General features: G+C 63.3%; 24 protein-coding genes. 17 read left to right on the top strand and 7 right to left on the bottom strand.

Going from position 1 to position 19,763, the window contains the following annotated elements:
- The first annotated feature begins 33 nt into the window (after positions 1-33).
- Both RFM68_RS10515 and RFM68_RS10510 read left to right on the top strand, forming a co-directional pair.
- Positions 34-591 carry a hypothetical protein gene (locus RFM68_RS10515; RefSeq protein ID WP_320232816.1) on the top strand — a complete coding sequence of 186 codons (558 nt, stop codon included), beginning with the start codon at positions 34-36 and terminating at the stop codon, positions 589-591.
- Entirely contained in the window at positions 591-932 is a 342-nt protein-coding gene (locus tag RFM68_RS10510) for a DUF6105 family protein (RefSeq protein ID WP_320232669.1), read from the top strand. Before RFM68_RS10515 ends, RFM68_RS10510 begins: the two co-directional genes overlap by 1 nt.
- On the opposite strand, the gene ruvX is transcribed toward RFM68_RS10510, so the two are convergent.
- Positions 889-1,356 (bottom strand): Holliday junction resolvase RuvX, encoded by a 468-nt coding sequence (gene ruvX, locus RFM68_RS10505; protein ID WP_320232667.1) that lies wholly within the window; start codon positions 1,354-1,356, stop codon positions 889-891. The two genes, RFM68_RS10510 and ruvX, sit on opposite strands and share 44 nt — an antisense overlap.
- A 117-nt stretch (positions 1,357-1,473) precedes the next feature.
- On the opposite strand from ruvX, the gene RFM68_RS10500 reads away from it, so the two are divergent.
- From RFM68_RS10500 to RFM68_RS10470, 7 genes are all read left to right on the top strand, one after another.
- A complete protein-coding gene (locus RFM68_RS10500; RefSeq protein ID WP_320232666.1) occupies positions 1,474-2,181 on the top strand; it encodes a metal-dependent hydrolase in 708 nt (235 codons plus the stop codon).
- 117 nt (positions 2,182-2,298) lie between these two features.
- A complete protein-coding gene (locus tag RFM68_RS10495) occupies positions 2,299-3,156 on the top strand; it encodes a radical SAM protein (RefSeq protein WP_320232664.1) in 858 nt (285 codons plus the stop codon).
- A gap of 73 nt (positions 3,157-3,229) precedes the next feature.
- Positions 3,230-3,517, top strand: a complete 288-nt coding sequence (gatC, locus tag RFM68_RS10490) for an Asp-tRNA(Asn)/Glu-tRNA(Gln) amidotransferase subunit GatC (protein ID WP_320232662.1) — start codon at positions 3,230-3,232, stop codon at positions 3,515-3,517.
- Positions 3,518-3,520: 3 nt separating this feature from the next.
- Positions 3,521-3,979, top strand: a complete 459-nt coding sequence (locus tag RFM68_RS10485) for a GNAT family N-acetyltransferase (protein ID WP_320232660.1) — start codon at positions 3,521-3,523, stop codon at positions 3,977-3,979.
- The gene (locus tag RFM68_RS10480; protein WP_320232659.1) at positions 3,979-5,544 is read left to right on the top strand and encodes an amidase; all 1,566 of its coding nucleotides are present in this window, start codon (positions 3,979-3,981) and stop codon (positions 5,542-5,544) included. Before RFM68_RS10485 ends, RFM68_RS10480 begins: the two co-directional genes overlap by 1 nt.
- Positions 5,495-6,079 (top strand): hypothetical protein, encoded by a 585-nt coding sequence (locus RFM68_RS10475; protein WP_320232658.1) that lies wholly within the window; start codon positions 5,495-5,497, stop codon positions 6,077-6,079. Before RFM68_RS10480 ends, RFM68_RS10475 begins: the two co-directional genes overlap by 50 nt.
- 8 nt (positions 6,080-6,087) lie before the next feature.
- Positions 6,088-6,885: a YdcF family protein gene (locus tag RFM68_RS10470; protein WP_320232657.1), complete on the top strand. Its 798-nt coding sequence runs from the start codon at positions 6,088-6,090 to the stop codon at positions 6,883-6,885.
- On the opposite strand, the gene RFM68_RS10465 is transcribed toward RFM68_RS10470, so the two are convergent.
- Positions 6,858-7,577, bottom strand: a complete 720-nt coding sequence (locus tag RFM68_RS10465; protein ID WP_320232656.1) for a DUF599 domain-containing protein — start codon at positions 7,575-7,577, stop codon at positions 6,858-6,860. The two genes, RFM68_RS10470 and RFM68_RS10465, sit on opposite strands and share 28 nt — an antisense overlap.
- A gap of 156 nt (positions 7,578-7,733) precedes the next feature.
- On the opposite strand from RFM68_RS10465, the gene RFM68_RS10460 reads away from it, so the two are divergent.
- The 4 genes from RFM68_RS10460 to RFM68_RS10445 all read left to right on the top strand — a co-directional run bounded on the left by RFM68_RS10460 (position 7,734) and on the right by RFM68_RS10445 (position 10,716).
- Positions 7,734-9,137, top strand: a complete 1,404-nt coding sequence (locus RFM68_RS10460; protein ID WP_320232655.1) for an L-serine ammonia-lyase — start codon at positions 7,734-7,736, stop codon at positions 9,135-9,137.
- A 34-nt stretch (positions 9,138-9,171) separates the two neighbouring features.
- A complete protein-coding gene (locus RFM68_RS10455) occupies positions 9,172-9,387 on the top strand; it encodes a type II toxin-antitoxin system HicB family antitoxin (RefSeq protein WP_320232654.1) in 216 nt (71 codons plus the stop codon).
- 72 nt (positions 9,388-9,459) lie between these two features.
- Entirely contained in the window at positions 9,460-9,894 is a 435-nt protein-coding gene (locus tag RFM68_RS10450; protein WP_320232653.1) for a DUF1489 family protein, read from the top strand.
- Positions 9,895-10,017: 123 nt separating this feature from the next.
- The gene (locus RFM68_RS10445) at positions 10,018-10,716 is read left to right on the top strand and encodes a J domain-containing protein (RefSeq protein WP_320232652.1); all 699 of its coding nucleotides are present in this window, start codon (positions 10,018-10,020) and stop codon (positions 10,714-10,716) included.
- A gap of 43 nt (positions 10,717-10,759) precedes the next feature.
- On the opposite strand, the gene RFM68_RS10440 is transcribed toward RFM68_RS10445, so the two are convergent.
- Positions 10,760-12,181 (bottom strand): SPOR domain-containing protein, encoded by a 1,422-nt coding sequence (locus tag RFM68_RS10440; RefSeq protein WP_320232651.1) that lies wholly within the window; start codon positions 12,179-12,181, stop codon positions 10,760-10,762.
- A 287-nt stretch (positions 12,182-12,468) separates the two neighbouring features.
- Here RFM68_RS10440 and RFM68_RS10435 point away from each other — a divergent pair, with 287 nt between their 5' ends.
- The 4 genes from RFM68_RS10435 (at position 12,469) to RFM68_RS10420 (ending at position 16,642) form a co-directional block, all read left to right on the top strand.
- The gene (locus RFM68_RS10435; protein ID WP_320232650.1) at positions 12,469-12,798 is read left to right on the top strand and encodes a phasin family protein; all 330 of its coding nucleotides are present in this window, start codon (positions 12,469-12,471) and stop codon (positions 12,796-12,798) included.
- Between the two features lie 267 nt (positions 12,799-13,065).
- Positions 13,066-13,392: an ATP-dependent Clp protease adapter ClpS gene (gene clpS, locus RFM68_RS10430; RefSeq protein WP_296742438.1), complete on the top strand. Its 327-nt coding sequence runs from the start codon at positions 13,066-13,068 to the stop codon at positions 13,390-13,392.
- Between the two features lie 6 nt (positions 13,393-13,398).
- The gene (clpA, locus tag RFM68_RS10425; protein WP_320232649.1) at positions 13,399-15,876 is read left to right on the top strand and encodes an ATP-dependent Clp protease ATP-binding subunit ClpA; all 2,478 of its coding nucleotides are present in this window, start codon (positions 13,399-13,401) and stop codon (positions 15,874-15,876) included.
- Positions 15,877-15,982: 106 nt separating this feature from the next.
- Positions 15,983-16,642, top strand: a complete 660-nt coding sequence (locus RFM68_RS10420) for a helix-turn-helix domain-containing protein (protein WP_320232648.1) — start codon at positions 15,983-15,985, stop codon at positions 16,640-16,642.
- Between the two features lie 14 nt (positions 16,643-16,656).
- On the opposite strand, the gene RFM68_RS10415 is transcribed toward RFM68_RS10420, so the two are convergent.
- The 4 genes from RFM68_RS10415 to RFM68_RS10400 form a co-directional block, all read right to left on the bottom strand.
- The gene (locus RFM68_RS10415; RefSeq protein WP_320232647.1) at positions 16,657-17,085 is read right to left on the bottom strand and encodes an HIT family protein; all 429 of its coding nucleotides are present in this window, start codon (positions 17,083-17,085) and stop codon (positions 16,657-16,659) included.
- A 92-nt stretch (positions 17,086-17,177) separates the two neighbouring features.
- Positions 17,178-18,392, bottom strand: coding sequence for a GNAT family N-acetyltransferase (locus tag RFM68_RS10410; protein WP_320232646.1), 1,215 nt, complete (start codon positions 18,390-18,392; stop codon positions 17,178-17,180).
- A 54-nt stretch (positions 18,393-18,446) separates the two neighbouring features.
- Positions 18,447-19,175 carry a glycerophosphodiester phosphodiesterase gene (locus tag RFM68_RS10405; RefSeq protein WP_320232645.1) on the bottom strand — a complete coding sequence of 243 codons (729 nt, stop codon included), beginning with the start codon at positions 19,173-19,175 and terminating at the stop codon, positions 18,447-18,449.
- Between the two features lie 8 nt (positions 19,176-19,183).
- Positions 19,184-19,648 (bottom strand): RidA family protein, encoded by a 465-nt coding sequence (locus RFM68_RS10400; RefSeq protein ID WP_320232644.1) that lies wholly within the window; start codon positions 19,646-19,648, stop codon positions 19,184-19,186.
- Positions 19,649-19,763: the final 115 nt, after the last annotated feature.

Genomic DNA, 19,763 nt, shown 5'->3' with positions numbered 1-19,763 from the left:
ATGACCTTCCGGGCTCCGCCAAGCGGGAAGCGCATGCGGCACGTGTTGAGCTCAGTTCTGGCCTTGCATTGGGCGGTGGTTTTCGCCCTGCTTGCCTATATCTGCATGGACGGCAGTCGCGGCATAGCCGCCGCGCTTGGCGTGCTTGGCCTCTCAATCCAGAGCCTCCGGGTTCCGCAGCTTGAAAATGTTGCCGTGGTCGCGCCGCTTTCGATCGCGCTCTTGACCGTCGCGGTTCTGTTCTGCTGGGCCTTCGTCGAAACGCTGCTGAACGCGGCGGCAAGGCCGGACGCGGGCGAGAGCGTGGCGCGGATTGCCTTCATCTGCGCATCGTTCCTGCTTTCGCTGATCCTCGTCGGCGGCGTGGTGCAAGGCATCGACGGCCTGTTCATGATCGTCGCCATCCAGATGACGGCGCTGCTTGCCTCCTATGTCGCGGTGACGGCCGAACGCCGCTCCACCTTTGCGGCAATGAGTTTGCCCGAAGGCGATGTTCGCACCGCCTCGCGCATGGCGATGGGCGCCGCGCACAGTTCGCTTCTTTCCCGCATATCCGGCCGTCCGGAAAACACGCCTGGAGGCGGCCGCTGATGCGCACGCTGTTCGCACTTTGGGTTGCTCCGATGGCGATCTTCTGGGGATGGTTCTTCCTGTCGCTCAACGACATGAATTTCGGCTATGTGATGCTGACCCGCCAGTTGCACGATTTCGTCTTTGAGCTCTACGGCCAGATGCTCGGCATCGATCCGGCTATTATCCCGGGCATGGTGGCGCGGACCTGCATTTTCGACTTTTTCCTGCTCATGGGCCTATGGGCCTTCCGCCGCCGGCGCAACATCGCCGAGTGGATCAGGCAGCGTCGGCAAAGCACGATCGGCGAAGATCGCCCTAGCCGAGCAACTGGAGCCGGTCCAACGCTCCCTGCAGAATAAAGGCGGCAGCGGCCGAATCGATCTTGCCGGCACGCTTCTTGCGCGAAAAATCCATCTCGATCAGCGTGCGTTCCACTGCCACCGTCGACAGCCGCTCGTCCCAAAGCACAATGGGCAGGTCGGATAGCGTCGCCATGTTGCGGGCGAAAGCGCGGGATTTCTGGGCACGCGGCCCCTCCGAGCCGTCCATGTTGACGGGAAGGCCGAGCACGATGGCGCCGACATTGTCCTTCTCGAGCTGAGCGAGCAGCTGGGCGGCATCGAGCGAGAACTTCTTGCGCAGAATGACCGGGCGTGGATGGGCGAAGGAGAGTCCGCGGTCCGACACGGCCACGCCGATCGTCTTATCGCCGAGATCGAGCCCGGCGAGCGCGCGGCCGGCGGCAAGCCGCTGCGGCAACTCCTCGATCGAAATAACGGCCATCGGCTTCCTTTGACATCCGGGCGTCACACATCCTTTTGACGGTGGGGAGCGCCGCGCTACTTTCAATTTGTGGCGGGCGTTCTATCCTCCGGCAATGGAAAAATCGAGGAAGCATTGATGAAACTGACCTGGTACGGACATTCGGCATTCCGCGTCGAGACCAAGGACGCCAGCATCCTCATCGACCCCTATCTGGTCGGCAATCCGTCGTGGAGCGGCGGCTGGGAAGGACCGGCGGAAGGCGCGACACACGTCCTCCTGACCCACGGTCACAACGACCATGTCAGCGGGGCGGTCGAAGTGCTGAAGAAAAGCGGCGCCATGCTGGTCGCCAATTTCGAGATATGCATGTATCTCGTCGGCCAGGGTGTCAGTGGCGACAAGATCAATCCGGGCAATATCGGCGGCACCGTCGATTGCGGGCCGTTCACCACGACCTTCGTCCAGGCGCTGCACTCGTCCTCTTTCGGCGGTGAAGGCGGCACCAACACCTATCTCGGCAATCCGGGCGGGCTGGTCCTGCATTTCCCCGAAGACAAGACGCTCTACCACATGGGCGACACCGATATCTTCTCCGACATGGCGCTGATCAACGAACTGCATGAGCCGAAGATCGGCATCGTGCCGATCGGCGACCGCTTCACGATGGGCGGGGCGGTTGCGGCCCTTGCCTGCCGCCGCTTTTTCGGCTTCGATACCGTCGTTCCTTGCCATTTCGGCACCTTCTCGATGATCGACCAAACCGCCGACAAGTTCGTCGCCGGCATGGAAGGTTCGGGCGTCAAGGTGGCGCTGCCGGAGATCGGCAAGGCGATCACGATTTAAGCCGTTCGTCAGGAATCTGGAACAGAACCATGGCCTTGAGGCTGACTCTTTGCGTTTCGATGCTGGTGGCGGCGACGCCCGCCCCTGCGGCGGACGATTTCATGGCGCTACCGTGAGATGGCACTCCGGGCGCTGATCAGTCCGTTCCTGCCGCGCGAGCGCCCGATCTTCCGGAAGCTGGAGCTGCATGTCGCACATGGCTGCAACCTGGCCTGCGAAAGCTGTTCGCATTATTCCAATCATGGGCATGCCGGCACGGTCTCGGTTGAAGAGGCGGACCGCTGGATGGCCCTGTGGAGCGGCAGGGTTGCCGTCAACCGCTTTTCGCTGCTCGGCGGTGAGCCGACCATCCATCCGCATTTGCCCGGTTTCGTCGCCCTGGTGCGGCGGCATTGGCCGAAGACCCAGATAGAGATCGTCAGCAACGGTTTCTTCCTGCACCGTCACCCGTCGCTTCCGGCGGTGCTTGCGGCGGACCCTGACGCCCGGCTGATCATTTCGGTCCACCATGATTCCGACGAATATCAGGAGCGGCTGAAGCCGGTCTTTGCCTTGCTCGAAAAGTGGCGGCGCGATCACGGGCTCGTCGCCAACATCCGGCCCGCCAGCAAGAACTGGACCCGCCGCTACGAGGGTTTCGGCGACGCGATGCTGCCTTTCGAAGATCGCGATGCGCGCAGAAGCTGGGAAATCTGTCCGGCGCGCCACTGCAAGCAGATCCTCGATGGGCAAATCTGGAAATGTGCGCCGCTTGCCTATCTGCCGATGCAGAAGGCGCGGTATCGCCTTTCCGAAAAATGGGACCCGTATCTGGCTTATAAGCCGCTCGAGCCGAACTGCTCCGATGCCGAACTTACAGCTTTCGCCGCCCTGGAAGATGAGGCCGCATGCGGCATGTGCCCGGCAAAGCAGCGGCTGTTCGAATTGCCGGTGCCGCTGCGCCGGCCAAGGACGCGCGACGGCGCCGTGGCTTGACCGGCATCATCCATGTTGCGCGGCAAGCGCCGCGCCGCTATAGCCCGCACTGGTTTTCCCGAGGCGATAGAACATGTCCGTTGATCTTCAGACCGTGAAGCGCGTCGCGCACCTTGCCCGTATCGCGGTGAGCGAGGAAGACGCCGAGCGCATGACCGGCGAATTGAACGCCATCCTTGGCTTCGTCGAGCAACTGAACGAGGTCGATGTCACGGGCGTCGAGCCGATGACCTCGGTCACGCCGATGGAGATGAAGAAGCGCCAGGATGCCGTCGCCGACGGCAACAGGGCCGCCGATATCGTCGCCAACGCGCCGGCAACGGAAGAGAACTTCTTCCTCGTTCCGAAGGTGGTGGAGTAGGTCGTGGCTGTCGAGATCGCTGTCGAGACGCCCTTGCAGGACGACGTGCGCGCGCTGGTCGCCGAACTCAACGCCGCGCTGCTCGAACTGACGCCGCCCGAGCATTGTTATCATCTCACCGTCGAGCAGATGGCCGGCGAGGATACGACCGTGTTCATCGCCCGCGACAACGGCCTGGCCGTCGGCTGCGGCGCGCTCAAGCGCCATGACGATGCGGTCGGCGAGGTCAAGCGTATGTTCACGCGACCGTCGCATCGCGGCCGCAAGATCGGCGCCGAGATCGTCGGACGGGTTGAGGCGCTGGCCCGCCAGGAAGGGCTGACGCGGCTGGTCCTTGAAACCGGCGATCGGCACCCCGCCGCCTGGACCGTCTATGAGCGCGCCGGATTCTCGCGTTGCGGACCGGTGCTGGATTATCCCGATTCGGAGTGGTCGGTGTTTTACGAAAAGAGCCTTGCCTGATGAGCGATCTCACACATCTGACCATTTCCGAGGCCCGCGCCAAGCTGCGCGGCAAGGAGATCTCCGCGGCCGAGATCACCGAGGCCTATCTCGCGGCGATCGAGCGCGCCAATCCGGTGCTCAATGCCTATGTGGCTGTCACCGCCGACAAGGCGCGCGACATGGCCAAGGCTTGCGACGTCAAGCTCGCCAAGGGTGAGGGCGGTGCGCTGGAAGGCATTCCGCTCGGCATCAAGGACCTGTTCGCCACCGAAGGCATCCATACCCAGGCCTGCAGCCACGTTCTGGACAGCTTCAAGCCGCGCTATGAATCGACCGTGACCACCAATCTGTGGGCCGACGGCGCCGTGATGCTCGGCAAGCTCAACATGGACGAGTTCGCCATGGGCTCGTCGAACGAGACCTCCTATTACGGCCCGGTCATCAACCCGTGGCGCCGCTCGCGTGTCGATACGGTCGTCATGCCGACGACGCATCAGGGCGATGGCGGCTTTGTCTCCGCCGGCGGCACGAAGACTGCTCGGACCCTGGACAATGCCCAGCTTGTGCCGGGCGGCTCGTCCGGCGGCTCGGCGTCGTCCGTGGCCGCATTCCTCTGCGCCGGCGCCACCGCAACCGATACTGGCGGCTCGATCCGCCAGCCCGCCGCCTTGACCGGCACGGTCGGCATCAAGCCGACTTACGGGCGCTGCTCGCGCTGGGGCATCGTCGCCTTCGCTTCCTCGCTCGACCAGGCCGGGCCGATCGCGCGCGACGTGCGCGACGCCGCGATCCTGTTGAAGTCGATGGCTTCCGTCGACCCGAAGGACACGACCTCGGTCGACCGTCCGGTGCCGGACTATGAAGCGGCGATCGGCAAGCCGATCAAGGGCATGAAGGTCGGCATTCCGAAGGAGTACCGCGTCGACGGCATGCCGGAAGACATCGAGGCGCTCTGGCAGCAGGGTATCGCCTGGTTGAAGGAGGCCGGTGCCGAGATCGTCGATATCTCGCTGCCGCACACCAAATACGCTTTGCCGGCGTACTATATCGTGGCGCCTGCCGAGGCTTCGTCGAACCTCGCCCGCTATGACGGCGTGCGCTACGGCCTGCGCGTGCCCGGCAAGGACATCACCGACCTGTATGAGAAGACGCGCGCCGCCGGTTTCGGCCGCGAGGTCAAGCGCCGAATCATGATCGGCACTTATGTTCTGTCGGCCGGCTATTACGACGCCTATTACCTGCAGGCGCAGAAGGTGCGCACGCTGATCAAGCGCGACTTCGAGAACGTCTTTGCCACCGGCGTCGACGTCATCCTGACGCCAGCGACCCCGTCAGCGGCCTTCGGCATCGCCGACGAGGACATGGCTTCCGATCCGGTGAAAATGTACCTCAACGACATCTTCACCGTGACGGTCAACATGGCCGGCCTTCCAGGGATTTCCGTGCCGGCCGGCCTCGACGGCAAGGGGCTGCCGCTCGGCCTGCAGCTCATCGGCCGTCCGTTCGACGAGGAAACGCTGTTCCAGACCGCGCATGTCATCGAACAGGCAGCGGGCAGGTTCCAGCCGGAGAAGTGGTGGTAAAATGTCGTCCCTGTCTCGCATATCCATAGTCGAGAGGGGAGGCGAACTGATCATCGGCAATCCGCCACGGCGTTCGGCCATCAGGGTCGGCTTCCTTCCGCTTTCGATCGGGATTGTCGCCGTCACCGCGCATTGGGGCTTTTTCGACAGATCGCCGGAAACGATCGCCATGGGCCTGATTGGTCTTGTTTCATTCATGGCCGTTGTCGGGCTATTTGCGTATTTCCTCGGCAAGGAACTGATGTGGCTAGCCTCTGGCGGGGAGGAGCTGCGCTTCACGAGAGATGCCGTGCAGCGCGAAACCAGGGGCAGCCCGCTTCCCAACCGCGCTTCCGTGACCTTCAATGCGCCGCTCTCGGTCGAAATCCTGGGCCATCCTTATCCAACCGACGAGGCGGGCCTGAAGCAAGTTATCCGCCTGGCCAGCGCAACGGGTTCGATCTCATTTGGCCGGGAACTCAGCCGTCCCGAGGCTGAAGCAGTGGCGGAAGCCGTGAGGCGATTTACCGCCAGCAATCATTCGCGTGTCCGATAGGTATCAGCGTGTTCTACGACCTCTCCAAAATCTTCTGGTTCTTCATCCAGCCAATCGACCTGGCCATTTTCCTGCTGCTTGCCGGCCTGCTGGCGACGCTGTTCGGGCGCCGGCGGCTGGCCGCGACCGGCAGCGTGCTCGGCTTCACGATCCTGATTCTATCGGCCTGGACGTCGCTTGGCGCGATGATGCTGAACCCCTTGGAAGAACGCTTTCCCAAGCCGCCATTGCCCGAAAAGGTGGATGGCATCGTCGTGCTTGGCGGCGGCCTCGAGGGCGCCATCAATCTCGCGCGCGGCGGCTATGAGTTGAACAGCAGCGGCGATCGCATGGTGGAAACGGCGATTCTGGCGAGGCGCTTCCCGCAAGCGAAAGTAGTCGTCTCAGGGGGGAGAGGCTCGCTGTTCCTCGACGGGGAAGGCGATGCCGACACCGCACCGCGCCTGCTTGGCGCGCTCGGCGTTTCGGCCGATCGCATGATCCTCGAGGACAAATCCCGCAACACTTACGAGAACGCCGTCTTCTCGCGAAAGCTTGTCGAACCGAAGCCGGGCGAGACCTGGCTGCTGGTCACTTCAGCTTTCCACATGCCGCGCGCCAAGGCGTTGTTCGACAAGGCGGGATTTCCGACCATTCCCTGGCCGGTCGATTATCGCACCTCGGGCAGGGAAGGCGTCGGCTTCTACCGCGACAACCCCGTCGATTCGGTGCAGGCGACCACGATTGCGGTCCGCGAGTGGATCGGACTCTTCGCCTACAGGCTGTCCGGCAAGATCGATCAGTTCTTTCCTGGGCCGGACGACTGACCGAGCACGGCTTGCCGCGCCGCGGAGAAGAACTGGCGGCGCACCAGCACCGCCAGAAGCACCAGCGTCGATACCACAAAGACGATCGGATCGACGAACCAGCCGAGATAGCCGATCGAGAAGAAGACGGCGCGCAGGCCGGAGTTGAAGTGCTTGCCGGCGAGCACATTCATGCGCGTCGCCCGCCACACCGCCGTTTCGCTGACCGGATTGCGTGAGGCCGGGCCATGCGGGGTCGGCACCGCGCCGATCAGGATCGAGCAATAGTTGAACAGCCGGTAGGCCCAGCCGAATTTGAAGAAGGCGAAGGCCAGGATCACCACCAGGCCGAACACCTTGGTCTGGAAGGCTTCGCGCGACGAAGCCTCACCGAACGGCAGGTCGGCCAGAACCTGAAGCACGCGGTCGGAGGCGCCGAGCAGGGCAAAGCAGCCGCCGAGCGCGATCAGGGAAGAGGACGCAAAGAAGGCGGTGCCTTGCTGCAGGCCGCCCATGATGGCGGTGTCCACGATGCGGATTTCGCGTTCGGCCATGTTGCGCATCCAGGCCTCGCGCTGGGCGTTCATCGCGGTTGTCAGCGAGACGCGACGGACCAGCTTGCCGTCCGAGGCGAGCGTGTGCGCCACCCAGACGATCAGGAAGAAAGCCAGCGCCGCCAGATCGGCCACGGAAAGGTGGAGTGAATCGCCCATATAGTGCTTGTATCACAAGCGGTGCGGCAGCATGGCGATGTCGCTGGCGGAGCAAACAAGGTCGGCGGATGCCGAGCCGCGACGCGCAAAACAGCACAAACATCAATTCAATTCCTATATGTAGGGTTTCGGTAGGCCCCAGGAGACGACAGCCCCGTGTTCCTTTCGGTTTTCGACCTGTTCAAGATCGGCATCGGTCCGTCGAGCTCGCACACGATGGGGCCGATGACGGCCGCGCGCCGTTTCCTCGACGAGGTCCTGGCGGGCGACTGGCCGCGACCGGTCGGCGTCAAGATCGAACGCATCGGCGCCAGCCTGCATGGATCGCTCGCTTACACCGGCATCGGCCATGGTTCCGACCGCGCCGTGGTCCTTGGACTGGCCGGTCAGACGCCGCAGACGGTCGATCCGGACGAGGCTGACGGCATCGTCGCCAGAATCGGCGCGGAGAAGCGCATTTCGCCGCCCGGGCATCCGACATACCGCTTCGATCCCGCCAAGGACCTTGTGCTCGACCGCAAGACGCCGCTGACCGGTCATGCCAATGGCATGGCCTTTTATGCCTATGACGCATCCGACAGGCTGCTGCTCAAGCGCATCTATTATTCGATCGGCGGCGGCTTCGTCGTTTCCGAGGAAGAGCTGCAGCGCATGAAGGCCAAGGGATCGGCGACGAGCGAGGGCAAGAAAGTGCCGTATCCGTTCAAGAATGCCGTCGAGATGCTGGCGATGGCGGCCAAGAGCGGGCTTTCCATCGCCGAGATGAAGCGCGCCAACGAGGAGAAGCACATGTCGCGCGAGGAGCTCGATGCGGGCCTGGACGCGATCTGGGGCGCGATGAAAGGCTGTATCGACCGCGGCCTGTCGCAGGACGGGATCATGCCGGGCGGGCTGAAGGTGCGCCGCCGCGCGCGGCAACTGCACGACAAGCTGCAGGAACAGTGGCAGCAGAACCGGCCCAACCCCTTGCTCGCCAATGACTGGCTGTCGATCTACGCCATGGCGGTCAACGAGGAGAATGCCGCCGGCGGTCGCGTCGTGACGGCGCCGACCAATGGCGCGGCCGGCACTTTGCCGGCGGTGCTGCGCTACTGGCTGCATTTCCATCCCGAGGCGGACCAGCCAAGCATCCGCGACTTCCTGCTGACGGCCGCCGGCGTCGGCGGCATCATCAAGTCCAACGCCTCGATCTCAGGCGCCGAGGTCGGCTGCCAGGGCGAAGTGGGTTCCGCCTCGGCAATGGCCGCCGCCGGACTTTGCGCCGTCATGGGCGGCACGCCCGAGCAGGTCGAGAACGCCGCCGAGATCGCGCTCGAGCATCATCTCGGCATGACCTGCGATCCTGTCGGCGGCCTAGTGCAGGTGCCCTGCATCGAGCGCAACGCGCTTGGCGCGGTGAAGGCCGTGACCGCCGCCTCTTTAGCCATCAAGGGCGACGGCACGCATTTCGTGCCGCTCGACGCCGCGATCGAGACCATGCGCCAGACCGGCCTCGACATGAACGAGAAGTACAAGGAAACCAGCCTCGGCGGGTTGGCGGTCAACGTCGTCGAGTGCTGAAGCGGCGTGTCTTCCGGAGCCATGGGGCGAAACCATGAAGAACATCATCGAGATCGACGGTCATAAGACGTCCGTGTCCTTCGATCCGGAGATTGGAATGCTCAGGGGCGAGTTTCAGGGACTTACCGGTGGCGCGGACTTCTATGCTCAGAACGTCGAGCAGCTCTATGCGGAAGGGGCGAAATCTTTGGAGATTTTCCTTGCAATTTGCAGGGAGAAAGGCATCGAGACGGCGGCGCAGGCTTCCTGAATTGGCAGCTCTTGCCTGTGCAAAACTCCTCGGGGCGTTGAACCCTCACCATGCGGTCGCTAGATTGCGACCATGCTCAATCTCATCAAATTGTGCGTCGGCTGCGACAGCGTCGAGGACCTCGAGGAGTGGATTGCCTTCCGCCTCGACGAGCGACGTCGCGCCGGTGAGCCGGCCGAGCACTGGCACACCACCCGCATGGTGCCGACGCGCGGCAGCGAGATCACCGATGGCGGCTCGCTCTATTGGGTAATCAAGGGCAGCGTCCAGTGCCGGCAGCTGATCACCGAGATCCGGCCCTTCACCGACGGCGAAGGCATCGGCCGCTGTCATCTGGTGCTCGATCCCGAGGTCGTGCGCACCGACTGGCAGCCGCGCCGTGCCTTCCAGGGCTGGCGCTATCTCAAACCTGCCGACGCTCCCACCGATCTCGGCAAGGGCAGGACGGCACTGGCCGAAATGCCGCCTAGGCTCAGGCTGGAACTCGCCGAACTCGGCCTCTTGTAGCGCGGCTTCTCGTCTCGGCCGCGGTGCTGGCCCTTCCGCTCCTGCGATGTGGGACTTGCAAGCGCCGGACCTTGGTCCCATCCTATTTGTTATGCTCAGTCATCCGTATGGCGGCGCTAATCGATGGGCGTGATCCTTGCTTTGGCAGCGGTGCTTGTGGTGCTTTTCGGCGCTGCGATGCTCTTTGTGCGCGCGGATCCGGCAAGAATGGCCGACGGCATGAGATCGCTCGGGCCGGCCTTTTTGGGCCTGGTCGGCGCGCCCATGCTGATCTTCGGCCGCAGCCTCATCGGCGGACTGCTTTTACTTGCGGCGCTGGCCTGGGTCGGCTGGATACGCACGAGGCGGCCACCGGTACACGCCGCCGCATCCAAACATTCCACGGTGCGCACCGCCGCGCTCGAAATGGACCTCGACCATGATAGCGGCAGGCTCGAGGGTCTTGTCCTGGCCGGGCGTTTTGAAGGCAAAATGCTGGGCGCGATGGGGCTGACGGACCTGCGCCAGCTTTATGGCGAGCTCAGCCCCGATCCGGAGAGTCGCCAGCTTTTAGAGACGTATCTTGACGGCCGTTTTCCCGTCTGGCGCAAGGACGCGCAGCCGCACGGTGGCGAAGGGCTGGGTGTTGCGCCAGGTGCGGGCGCCATGACTAAGGAGGAGGCCTACAAGGTCCTTGGTCTTGAAGCGGGGGCTGCCGCGGCGGATATCCGCAAGGCGCACCGCCGCCTGATGCAGCGCCTGAACGCCGATGTCGGCGGCACGTCTGTCCTGGCGGCGCGGATCAATGAAGCCAAGGACGTCTTGCTCTCCAATCACGATTAGTCTCCTTCGACGCGGGTACCTTCCGGGAGATTTCGACAACCGCCTATTGCTCGACGGCGTAGCACGAGATTTTCTTGCGCTTCAGGGCATCGCAGGCTTTCCAGGCGGCGTCCTTCGAGCCGAAGCCGCCGAAGCGGGCGCGGTAGTAGGTGGTGCCGTCCTTGTCGAAGGCGACTGTGAAGCCCGACGCATCAGCCAGGACCCTCGGCGCCTGCTTGGCAGTCTGGTCAAGCAGGGTCTGGGCTCCCGATTTCGTCGGCGAGGAGGCGACCTGAACCACCCACCCGGACGGCACCGACGCCGTTTTGACCGGATCGATCGCCGTCGCGGCGGGCGCGGGTTCGGCATAGGCGGTAACGGCCTGGGCCGAGTTCTCCTGGGGTTTGGGGGCCGCCGCCATGGCGGCCACGGCAACCGTCTTCACCTTCCTGACCTTGATCACCGGCTTCGTCTCGTCGGCGACCTGCTGGGTGTCGTCCTCGACGTCATCGGCTGAGGCAACGACAGTGTCATCCGACGCCGGCATGGCATCCGGTGTCGGCGCGTCTTGCTTGGGTAAAAAGACCTTGGCCAACGTCTTGATCGGATTGTCGCCGCCCTTGGCAATAAGATCGCCGCCGCCGCGCGTCGAGGCACGCGGCAGATAGGTGTTGATCAGCGCGGCCATCTGGTTGTCGCGACCGCGGCCGGAAGCGCCGCCCATCACCACCGCGACCAGGCGACGGTCACCATCGGCGACGGAGGAGACGAGATTGTAGCCGGAGGCGCGGGTGTAGCCTGTCTTGATGCCGTCGACGCCCTTGATGCGGCCAAGCAGGCGGTTGTGGCCGTTGATGCGCTGGCGACCATAGAGGAACGAGCGCTGCGAGAAATAGCCGTAATATTGCGGGTAGTGCTCGCGGAGAGCGATGCCCAGCATCGCCATGTCGTGAGCCGTGGTGAACTGGCCGGGGTCGGGCAGGCCGTTGGCGTTGCGGAAGACGGTGCCGTTCATGCCGAGCTGGCGCGCCTTGGCCGTCATCATACGGGCGAAATTGTCTTCGCTGCCGCCGAGCAGTTCGCCAAGCGCGGTGGCCGAGTCGTTGGCGGATTTCGTCACGATCGACAGAATCGCGGTCTCGACCGGAACCGAGCCGCCGGCCCGCACGCCAAGCTTGGTCGGCGCCTCGGCGGAGGCACGTGCGGAAAACGGAACCGGCGTGTTCTTGCTGATCCTACCCTTCGCCAGCGCTTCGAAGGTGAGGTAGAGCGTCATCATCTTGGTAAGCGAAGCTGGATAGCGCCGGCCATTGGCGTCGGCCGAATAGAGCACCTTGCCGGTCTTGGCGTCGACGACAATGGCCGAGGACCTTGCAGCCATCGCTGCGGCCACATCCGCAACGACAACAGTCACCGCGAGCGCGGCGATCATGATTGCCTTGAGCGAGAAAGATTTGGAGACCAACCCCGACAACGCCTGACGCACCGCTACTACCCTGAATTCTCGTTGCCCCGGAGGCGGCTAAGGGAGTGCCTGCCTCGCTTCCGGCCAAGCTATCGCGGGCAGCGTTACCAATCCGTTTATGGTAACCGCCGCGTTCACTATTTTTCGGCAAATCGAGCTTCTCTTTAATCGAATTTTACCAGCCTCCGGCGCTGAAGCCCCTAGGGGCCAAGGGATTCTTGACTTTTGTGCATCGCACAATATATTGAGGTGCATTGCACAAGGGCGCCCGGGGCCAAAAGGGCGTTTCAACCAAAGGGAAGAATGAAATGACCCAGACCTATGAGGACTTCACGAAATACGGCAAGGACTTTGCCGACACCGGGCTGAAGAGCTTCGCCTCGCTCACCAAGGGCGCTCAGGCAATCGCCACCGAGGCTGGTGAATACTCCAAGAAGAGCTTCGAGGCCGGCAGCGCCGCCGTCGAGAAGCTGTTTGCGGCCAAGTCGATCGAGAAGGCCGTCGAGATCCAGACTGATTACGCCAAGCAGAGCTACGAGAGCTTCGTGGCCGAGGCCAGCAAGATCGGCAATCTCTATGCCGAGCTCGCCAAGGAAGCTTACAAGCCCTTCGAATCGGTCGTCGCCAAGGCGAAGTAATTTCGTCAGATCGCATCCGACACCCTGCGGAAAGGACCCGGTCGCGGAAATGCGGCCGGGTTTTTTCATGCGCAATCGCAACCCTATGCACGTTACCGCATTCACGATTGAGAAATTCGCTGAGGTTTGCCCACCTAGCCATATTGTCAGCTAAACAGAAGGGCTTAAAATCGTCCATCGAGAACCTACATGTTGAACTCGCATGAGGATTCGAAAAGGCTGGACTACGTGACGATCGGTTTGACTGCCACGGCAGGCGTGGTGCGAATGCAAAGTGACGGGGACCGCAACGATTCCGGTCGCGGCACTGCTGTCATCACGCGCACCAAAACCAAGACCAAGAAGCCCAGTCTCTACCGGGTCCTCATTCTGAACGACGACTACACCCCGATGGAGTTCGTCGTTCACGTCCTGGAGCGTTTTTTCCAGAAGGACCGCGAGGCCGCCACACGCATCATGCTTCATGTTCACAATCATGGAGTGGGCGAGTGCGGTGTCTACACATTCGAGGTGGCCGAGACCAAAGTGTCCCAGGTCATGGATTTCGCCCGACAGAATCAGCATCCGCTGCAATGCGTGATGGAGAAGAAGTGAGGTAACATGCCGGCTTTCTCCCAAGGCCTGGAAAAGGCGCTACATCAGGCGCTGACATTCGCCAACGAGCGGCATCATGAGTATGCGACGCTCGAACACCTGCTGCTCGCCCTGATCGACGATACGGAGGCCGCCGCGGTCATGCGCGCCTGCAATGTCGATCTCGACGAGCTCAAGCACACCGTTCTCACCTATATCGACACCGAGCTCGACAACCTCGTCACCGGTTACGACGAGGATTCCAAGCCGACCGCCGGCTTCCAGCGCGTCATCCAGCGCGCCGTCATCCATGTGCAGTCGTCCGGCCGCGAGGAAGTGTCCGGCGCCAACGTGCTCGTCGCAATCTTTGCCGAGCGCGAGAGCCACGCCGCCTATTTCCTGCAGGAACAGCAGATGACCCGCTACGACGCGGTCAATTACATCTCGCATGGTATTGCCAAGCGCCCGGGCGCTTCGGAGTCGCGCACGCCGCGCGGCGCCGACGACGAGCAGGGCGGCCAGAACGGCGCCGAGCCGCAGGAAGAGGGCGGCAAGAAGAAGCAGCAGGACGCGCTGACCGCCTACTGCGTCAACCTCAACAACAAGGCACGGGCCGGCAAGATCGACCCGCTGATCGGCCGCGACAGCGAGATCAACCGCACCATCCAGGTGCTGTGCCGCCGCTCCAAGAACAATCCGCTCTATGTGGGCGACCCGGGCGTCGGCAAGACGGCGATCGCCGAAGGTCTCGCCAAGCGCATCGTCGAGGGCGATGTGCCGGAAGTGCTGCAGGATGCCACCATCTTCGCGCTCGACATGGGCACGCTGCTGGCCGGCACCCGCTATCGCGGCGACTTCGAGGAGCGGCTGAAGCAGGTCGTCAAGGAACTCGAGGACTATCCGGGCGCGGTGCTGTTCATCGACGAGATCCACACCGTGATCGGTGCGGGTGCGACGTCGGGCGGCGCCATGGATGCGTCGAACCTTCTGAAGCCGGCGCTGTCGTCCGGCGCCATCCGCTGCATCGGCTCGACCACCTACAAGGAGTTCCGCCAGTTCTTCGAGAAGGACCGTGCGCTGGTGCGGCGCTTCCAGAAGATCGACGTCAACGAGCCGACCATCGAGGACGCCATCGAGATCATGAAGGGCCTGAAGCCCTATTTCGAGGAGTTCCACAAGGTCCGTTACACGAGCGAAGCCATCAAGGCCTCGGTCGAGCTCTCGGCGCGCTACATCAACGACCGCAAGCTGCCGGACAAGGCGATCGACGTGATCGACGAGACCGGCGCCTCGCAGATGCTGGTGCCGGAGGGCAAGCGCAAGAAGACGATCGGCATCAGGGAGATCGAGGCGACGATCGCCACAATGGCGCGCATCCCGCCGAAGACGGTCTCGGCCGACGATGAGAAGGTGCTGCAGGGGCTCGATATCGAGCTGAAGCGCGTCGTCTACGGCCAGGACACCGCGATCACCGCGCTGACCTCGGCGATCAAGCTGGCGCGCGCCGGCCTGCGCGAACCGGAAAAGCCGATCGGCTCCTACCTGTTCTCGGGTCCGACCGGCGTCGGCAAGACGGAAGTCGCCAAGCAGCTTGCCGCCTCGCTCGGCGTCGAGCTGATCCGCTTCGACATGTCGGAATATATGGAACGCCACACCGTCTCGCGGCTGATCGGCGCGCCTCCCGGCTATGTCGGCTTCGACCAGGGCGGCTTGCTTACCGACGGCGTCGACCAGCATCCGCATTGCGTGCTGCTGCTGGACGAAGTCGAAAAGGCGCATCCGGACCTGTTCAACATCCTGTTGCAGGTGATGGACCACGGCAAGCTGACGGATCACAACGGCAAGCAGATCGACTTCCGCAACGTGATCCTGATCATGACCACCAATGCGGGCGCATCGGACGCGCAGCGCGCGGCGATCGGCTTCGGTTCGACCAAGCGCGAAGGCGACGATGTCGAGGCGATCAACCGGCTGTTCACGCCGGAGTTCCGCAACCGCCTCGACGCGATCATCCCGTTCGGCTCGCTGCCGGTGCCGGTCATCCATCAGGTGGTGCAGAAGTTCGTCATGCAGCTCGAGGCCCAGCTTTCCGAGCGTGGCGTCACCTTCGACCTGTCGCCGGACGCGATCGCCTGGTTGGCCGACAAGGGTTATGACGAGCGCATGGGCGCGCGTCCGCTCGGTCGTGTCATCCAGGAGCACATCAAGAAGCCGTTGGCCGACGAGGTGCTGTTCGGCAAGCTCAAGAAGGGCGGCACGGTGCGCGTCACCGTCGAGAAGAAGGAAACCGGCGAGTCCGGCCTGAAGCTCGAATCGCTTGCCGACGAGTCGCCCGTGCAGCCGAAGAAGGAAGAACCGGAAGACGCGCCGAAGCCGAAAAAGACGGTCGCCAAGACAGTGGCCAAGAAGCCGGTCGCCAAGAAGGCCGTGGCGCAGAAGCCGGATCCGAAGGGCAAGGACGGCAACAAGCGCAGCCTGGTGCCGCAACTGCCGCGCAAGGGTTGACAGGCCTTCTCGTTTGAAATGCAACAGGCCTTCTCGTTTGAAATGCAAAAGAGCCCCGGCCATGAACTGACCCCCGAAAGTTGGACACAACCTTCGGGGGTTTTGCATGTCCAGATTCAGCGAGATTGAGAAGCGCTCGATTGTTGAGCGCTACTTGAGCGGGGACGAGAGTTACGCAAGCGCTGGCGCCGCTGCTGGCATTGACGCGGCGACAGTCCGCAAGTGGGTTGCCTTGTACCAAGCGCACGGCGATGCCGGGCTGTTGGGCAAATACGATCATTACGACGCGGCGTTCAAGCTGTCAGTGCTCGAGCGGATGTGGGGAGAAGGTCTGTCGTACCGCCAGACGGCGTTGTTCAACATTCGCAACGCGGGTTGCCTGGCGGGCTGGGAGAAGCGCTATCATGCGGGCGGGATCGAGGCGCTCGCCCCGCGCCCCAGAGGAAGACCGCGATCGATGCCAAAACCGGCGCCTGGCTGGCCTGCCGGTCCTGCTCATCGGCGTCGGCTGTCCGATCGACGAGGTCCTGCGAAGGCGCGCCGCGGGCGGGCTGAAACACCATATGTGACCGGAACGGACGACGGTCCCGTACCGCTGCCAGTCCGCCTCTGGCAGGAAGAGGTGCATAAACCCGGCCTCTACGACTTGGAAGTTGATACGTCGGCCCTGACCCCGGAAGCGTGCGCCGCCGCAATCCGGCAGCGGCTTATCGCCGGGCCGGAGCCGACAGCCTTCCAAACATTGGCGCGCTTGCTGGCCGGTTGATCCGGCGGGCCGGTTCAGCTTCCCAGCGCCGCCCGGATCTTGCCGGCATTCTCGGCCAGCACCTCCGGCTTTTCCATCTGCCCGCTATGCGGCTTCAACGGCACGCCCTCGAAGCGCGGGATGACGTGGACATGCAGGTGGTAGACGGTCTGCCCGGAGGCCGGTTCGTTGAACTGCATGAGGGTGACACCGTCGGCGTTGAACGCCTTTTTCACCGCTACCGCCACTTTCTGCACTACCGCAAACAGCGGAGCGAACGTTGCCGGATCGGCGTCGAGGATATTGCGCGACGGCGCGTTGGGCACCACCAGCGTGTGGCCGGTGCCTTGCGGCATCACATCCATGAAGGCGACGACCGCCTCGTCCTCGTAGACGCGGTGCGAAGGGATCTCGCCGCGCAGGATCTTCGCGAAGATGTTGCCGGGATCATAGGCTTCAGCCATGGCGGGAGCTCCTGAATTACGGTTTGTCGTCCGGTGTAGCGAAGCCGGTCCCAAGCGGCAAGACGACGGAGCAAGCGCCTGGCAGACTCGGTCTATTCCCCGAGGTCCTTGCGGAAGGGCGTGTGCTCTTCGAGATATTCGCCCATGCGCTCGACCTCGCGCCGCTCGCGCCTGAGATAGTCGGCGACGGCATTGCGCAAGCCGGGATGCGAGATGTAGTGCGCCGAATGCATGGTCACCGGCCGGTAGCCGCGCGCCAGCTTGTGCTCGCCCTGCGCCCCGGCCTCCACCACCTTCAGCCCGCGCTCGATGGCGAAGTCAATCGCCTGGTGGTAGCAGACCTCGAAATGCAGGAAGGGATGGTCCTCGATACAGCCCCAGTTGCGCCCATAGAGCGCGTCGGAGCCGATGAAATTGATGGCGCCGGCAATGTAGCGCCCGTTACGCTTTGCCATGACGAGCAGGATGTCGTCGGCCATGCGCTCGCCGATCAGCGAGAACAGCCGCCGATTGAGATAGGGCCGGCCCCATTTGCGGCCGCCGGTATCCATGTAGAAAGCAAAGAAATCGTCCCAGGCGCGTTCGGTGATGTCCTTGCCGGTCAGCCAGTCGATGCTGATCCCATCGGCCAGCGCCTCGCGGCGCTCCTTCTTCATGGCCTTGCGCTTGCGCGACGCAAGCGTGGCGAGGAAATCGTCGTAGTTCGAAAAGCCTTCGTTGAAGAAATGGAACTGCTGGTCGGTGCGATGCAGGAACCCTGCTGCTTCCAGCGTCGCGACGTCGGTTTCGTTCGCGAAGGTGACATGCGCGGAGGAGACGCCGAGCTTGTCGGTGACCATCTTCAGGCCGGCGGCGAGGCCGGCTCTCACCGCGCCGGCGTCCTCGGTTTTGCCGACCAGCAGGCGAGGGCCGGTGACCGGTGAAAACGGCACCGAGCATTGCAGCTTGGGATAGTAGCGGCCGCCGGCGCGCTCGAAAGCGTCGGACCAGCCATGATCGAAGACATATTCGCCCTGGCTGTGCGACTTGAGATAACAGGGCACGGCGCCAAGAAGCCTGCCTTGCGCGGTTTCAAGTCTCAGATGATGGCCCTGCCAGCCTGTGCGTCGGACAGCGCAGCCAGAGTCTTCCAAGGCGCTTAGAAAAGCAAATGAAACCAGCGGGTTGTAGCCGTTTTCTTTGTCGCTACGCGTGGTTCCGGCAAAGCCGTTCCATTCCTCGCAGGTGAATGCGCCGACGCCTGCCGCGACGCGGATCGCATAATCCGCGTTCGCTGCCCGTCCATCGTCGTCGTCGCCTTGATCCATGGGGCTTATTTAAGCGTCCTCAGGGCTGCTACAAGTCACGATTCGGGGACCGCTTCAGGCGACCTTGACCAGGTCGGGCTCGAAACCCTCGAAGGTCATCTGGTCGGCGTATTTGAAGGTGAGGTCGACCGCCGGCTGGTCATGCACGGTCCAGGTGAGGACCGGCATCTTCAGCTTTTCGCGCACGAAGCTGACGAACGGGTTCGGCAGATCGCCGGCGGCGTAAGAGGTAAAGGCGAGGTCGTGCGCGAGCATGGCGAAATGCGCTTCGATCAACTGGTTATCCCTGCCATAGGCGGTCAATCCGCCGGGGATGCCGGGCGCGTCCTTGGCGAAGTCGCGGATCAGCCAGTGATCGAACGACATGATCGCGACCTTGCCCTTGTAGCGCTTGAGCAGCCGGCCGACACTTGCCACCAGGCCCGCGTCATGCCCGGGAACGCCTTTCAGCTCGACCACCAGCGGCACGCGGCCGCCGATCAGGTCGAGCGCTTCCTCGAGCGTCGGCACGCAGTCTTTGGTGCCGCCGATCTTGAGTGTCGCCAGCTCGGCCGCGGTGCGCTGCCAGACAAATCCGTCATGACCGGTCAGCCGTTTCAGATCCCCGTCATGGATGATGACCGGGATGCCGTCGGACGAGATATGCACGTCGCATTCGATGGCATAGCCGCGCTCGGCGGCCGCGGCGAAAGCCGACAGCGTGTTTTCCCAGCGCGTCTTGTTCATATTGTGGAAGCCACGATGCGCGACGGGCCGCGCGATCAGCCAGGACAGGTCGGTCATCTCGAACCTCACTCGACTTCGAAGATCGCTTCGATCTCGACCGCGGCGTTGAGCGGCAGCGAGGCGGTGCCGACGGCGGAGCGGGCGTGCTTGCCGCGCTCGCCGAGGGCTGCGACCAGGAAATCGGAGGCGCCGTTGGCGACAAGATGCTGCTCGACGAAATCCGGCGCCGACGCGACGAAGACCGTGATCTTGACGAGGCGGCGGATCTTTTCGAGATCGCCGAGCGCCGCCTTGGCCTGCGCCAGGATGTTGATGGCGCAGAATTTCGCCCCTTCCTTGCCTCCCGCCGTGTCGATGTCGCGGCCGAGCAGCCCGGTTGCCTGCAGCTTGCCGTCTTTCAGCGGCAGCTGGCCGGCGGTGAACAACGTGTTGCCGGTGCGGCAATAGGGCACGTAGTTGGCGGCGGGTGCGGCGGCTGCCGGAATGGTGACGCCAAGATCGCTTAGCCGCTTTTCGATTGTTTCGCTCATTGGTTTTCCCTATTGCTGGAAGGCGCCGCGTTGGCCGGGCCGAAATTGCTATTTTTGCCTCGCTTCCGCCATGACTTTTTTTAAGCTGGACCATCTTTCCCTGCGGCCTGCCTCC

This window comes from Mesorhizobium montanum, from assembly GCF_033977145.1.
GTDB lineage: Bacteria > Pseudomonadota > Alphaproteobacteria > Rhizobiales > Rhizobiaceae > Mesorhizobium > Mesorhizobium montanum.
The sequence above is the reverse complement of the archived record's forward strand: the minus strand, read 5'-3'. Positions and strand labels throughout refer to the sequence as shown.

Coding starts and splice junctions, on each gene's coding strand:
- RFM68_RS10465 (WP_320232656.1), bottom strand. CDS start 7,577: ATGGGCGATTCACTCCACCTTTCCGTGGCCGATCTGGCGGCGCTGGCT.
- RFM68_RS10450 (WP_320232653.1), top strand. CDS start 9,460: ATGCTCAATCTCATCAAATTGTGCGTCGGCTGCGACAGCGTCGAGGAC.
- clpS (WP_296742438.1), top strand. CDS start 13,066: ATGCAAAGTGACGGGGACCGCAACGATTCCGGTCGCGGCACTGCTGTC.
- RFM68_RS10420 (WP_320232648.1), top strand. CDS start 15,983: ATGTCCAGATTCAGCGAGATTGAGAAGCGCTCGATTGTTGAGCGCTAC.
- RFM68_RS10455 (WP_320232654.1), top strand. CDS start 9,172: ATGAAGAACATCATCGAGATCGACGGTCATAAGACGTCCGTGTCCTTC.
- RFM68_RS10515 (WP_320232816.1), top strand. CDS start 34: ATGCGGCACGTGTTGAGCTCAGTTCTGGCCTTGCATTGGGCGGTGGTT.
- RFM68_RS10480 (WP_320232659.1), top strand. CDS start 3,979: ATGAGCGATCTCACACATCTGACCATTTCCGAGGCCCGCGCCAAGCTG.
- RFM68_RS10400 (WP_320232644.1), bottom strand. CDS start 19,648: ATGAGCGAAACAATCGAAAAGCGGCTAAGCGATCTTGGCGTCACCATT.
- ruvX (WP_320232667.1), bottom strand. CDS start 1,356: ATGGCCGTTATTTCGATCGAGGAGTTGCCGCAGCGGCTTGCCGCCGGC.
- clpA (WP_320232649.1), top strand. CDS start 13,399: ATGCCGGCTTTCTCCCAAGGCCTGGAAAAGGCGCTACATCAGGCGCTG.
- RFM68_RS10500 (WP_320232666.1), top strand. CDS start 1,474: ATGAAACTGACCTGGTACGGACATTCGGCATTCCGCGTCGAGACCAAG.
- RFM68_RS10495 (WP_320232664.1), top strand. CDS start 2,299: ATGGCACTCCGGGCGCTGATCAGTCCGTTCCTGCCGCGCGAGCGCCCG.
- RFM68_RS10475 (WP_320232658.1), top strand. CDS start 5,495: ATGTCATCGAACAGGCAGCGGGCAGGTTCCAGCCGGAGAAGTGGTGGT.
- gatC (WP_320232662.1), top strand. CDS start 3,230: ATGTCCGTTGATCTTCAGACCGTGAAGCGCGTCGCGCACCTTGCCCGT.
- RFM68_RS10405 (WP_320232645.1), bottom strand. CDS start 19,175: ATGACCGACCTGTCCTGGCTGATCGCGCGGCCCGTCGCGCATCGTGGC.
- RFM68_RS10415 (WP_320232647.1), bottom strand. CDS start 17,085: ATGGCTGAAGCCTATGATCCCGGCAACATCTTCGCGAAGATCCTGCGC.
- RFM68_RS10435 (WP_320232650.1), top strand. CDS start 12,469: ATGACCCAGACCTATGAGGACTTCACGAAATACGGCAAGGACTTTGCC.
- RFM68_RS10510 (WP_320232669.1), top strand. CDS start 591: ATGCGCACGCTGTTCGCACTTTGGGTTGCTCCGATGGCGATCTTCTGG.
- RFM68_RS10445 (WP_320232652.1), top strand. CDS start 10,018: ATGGGCGTGATCCTTGCTTTGGCAGCGGTGCTTGTGGTGCTTTTCGGC.
- RFM68_RS10410 (WP_320232646.1), bottom strand. CDS start 18,392: ATGGATCAAGGCGACGACGACGATGGACGGGCAGCGAACGCGGATTAT.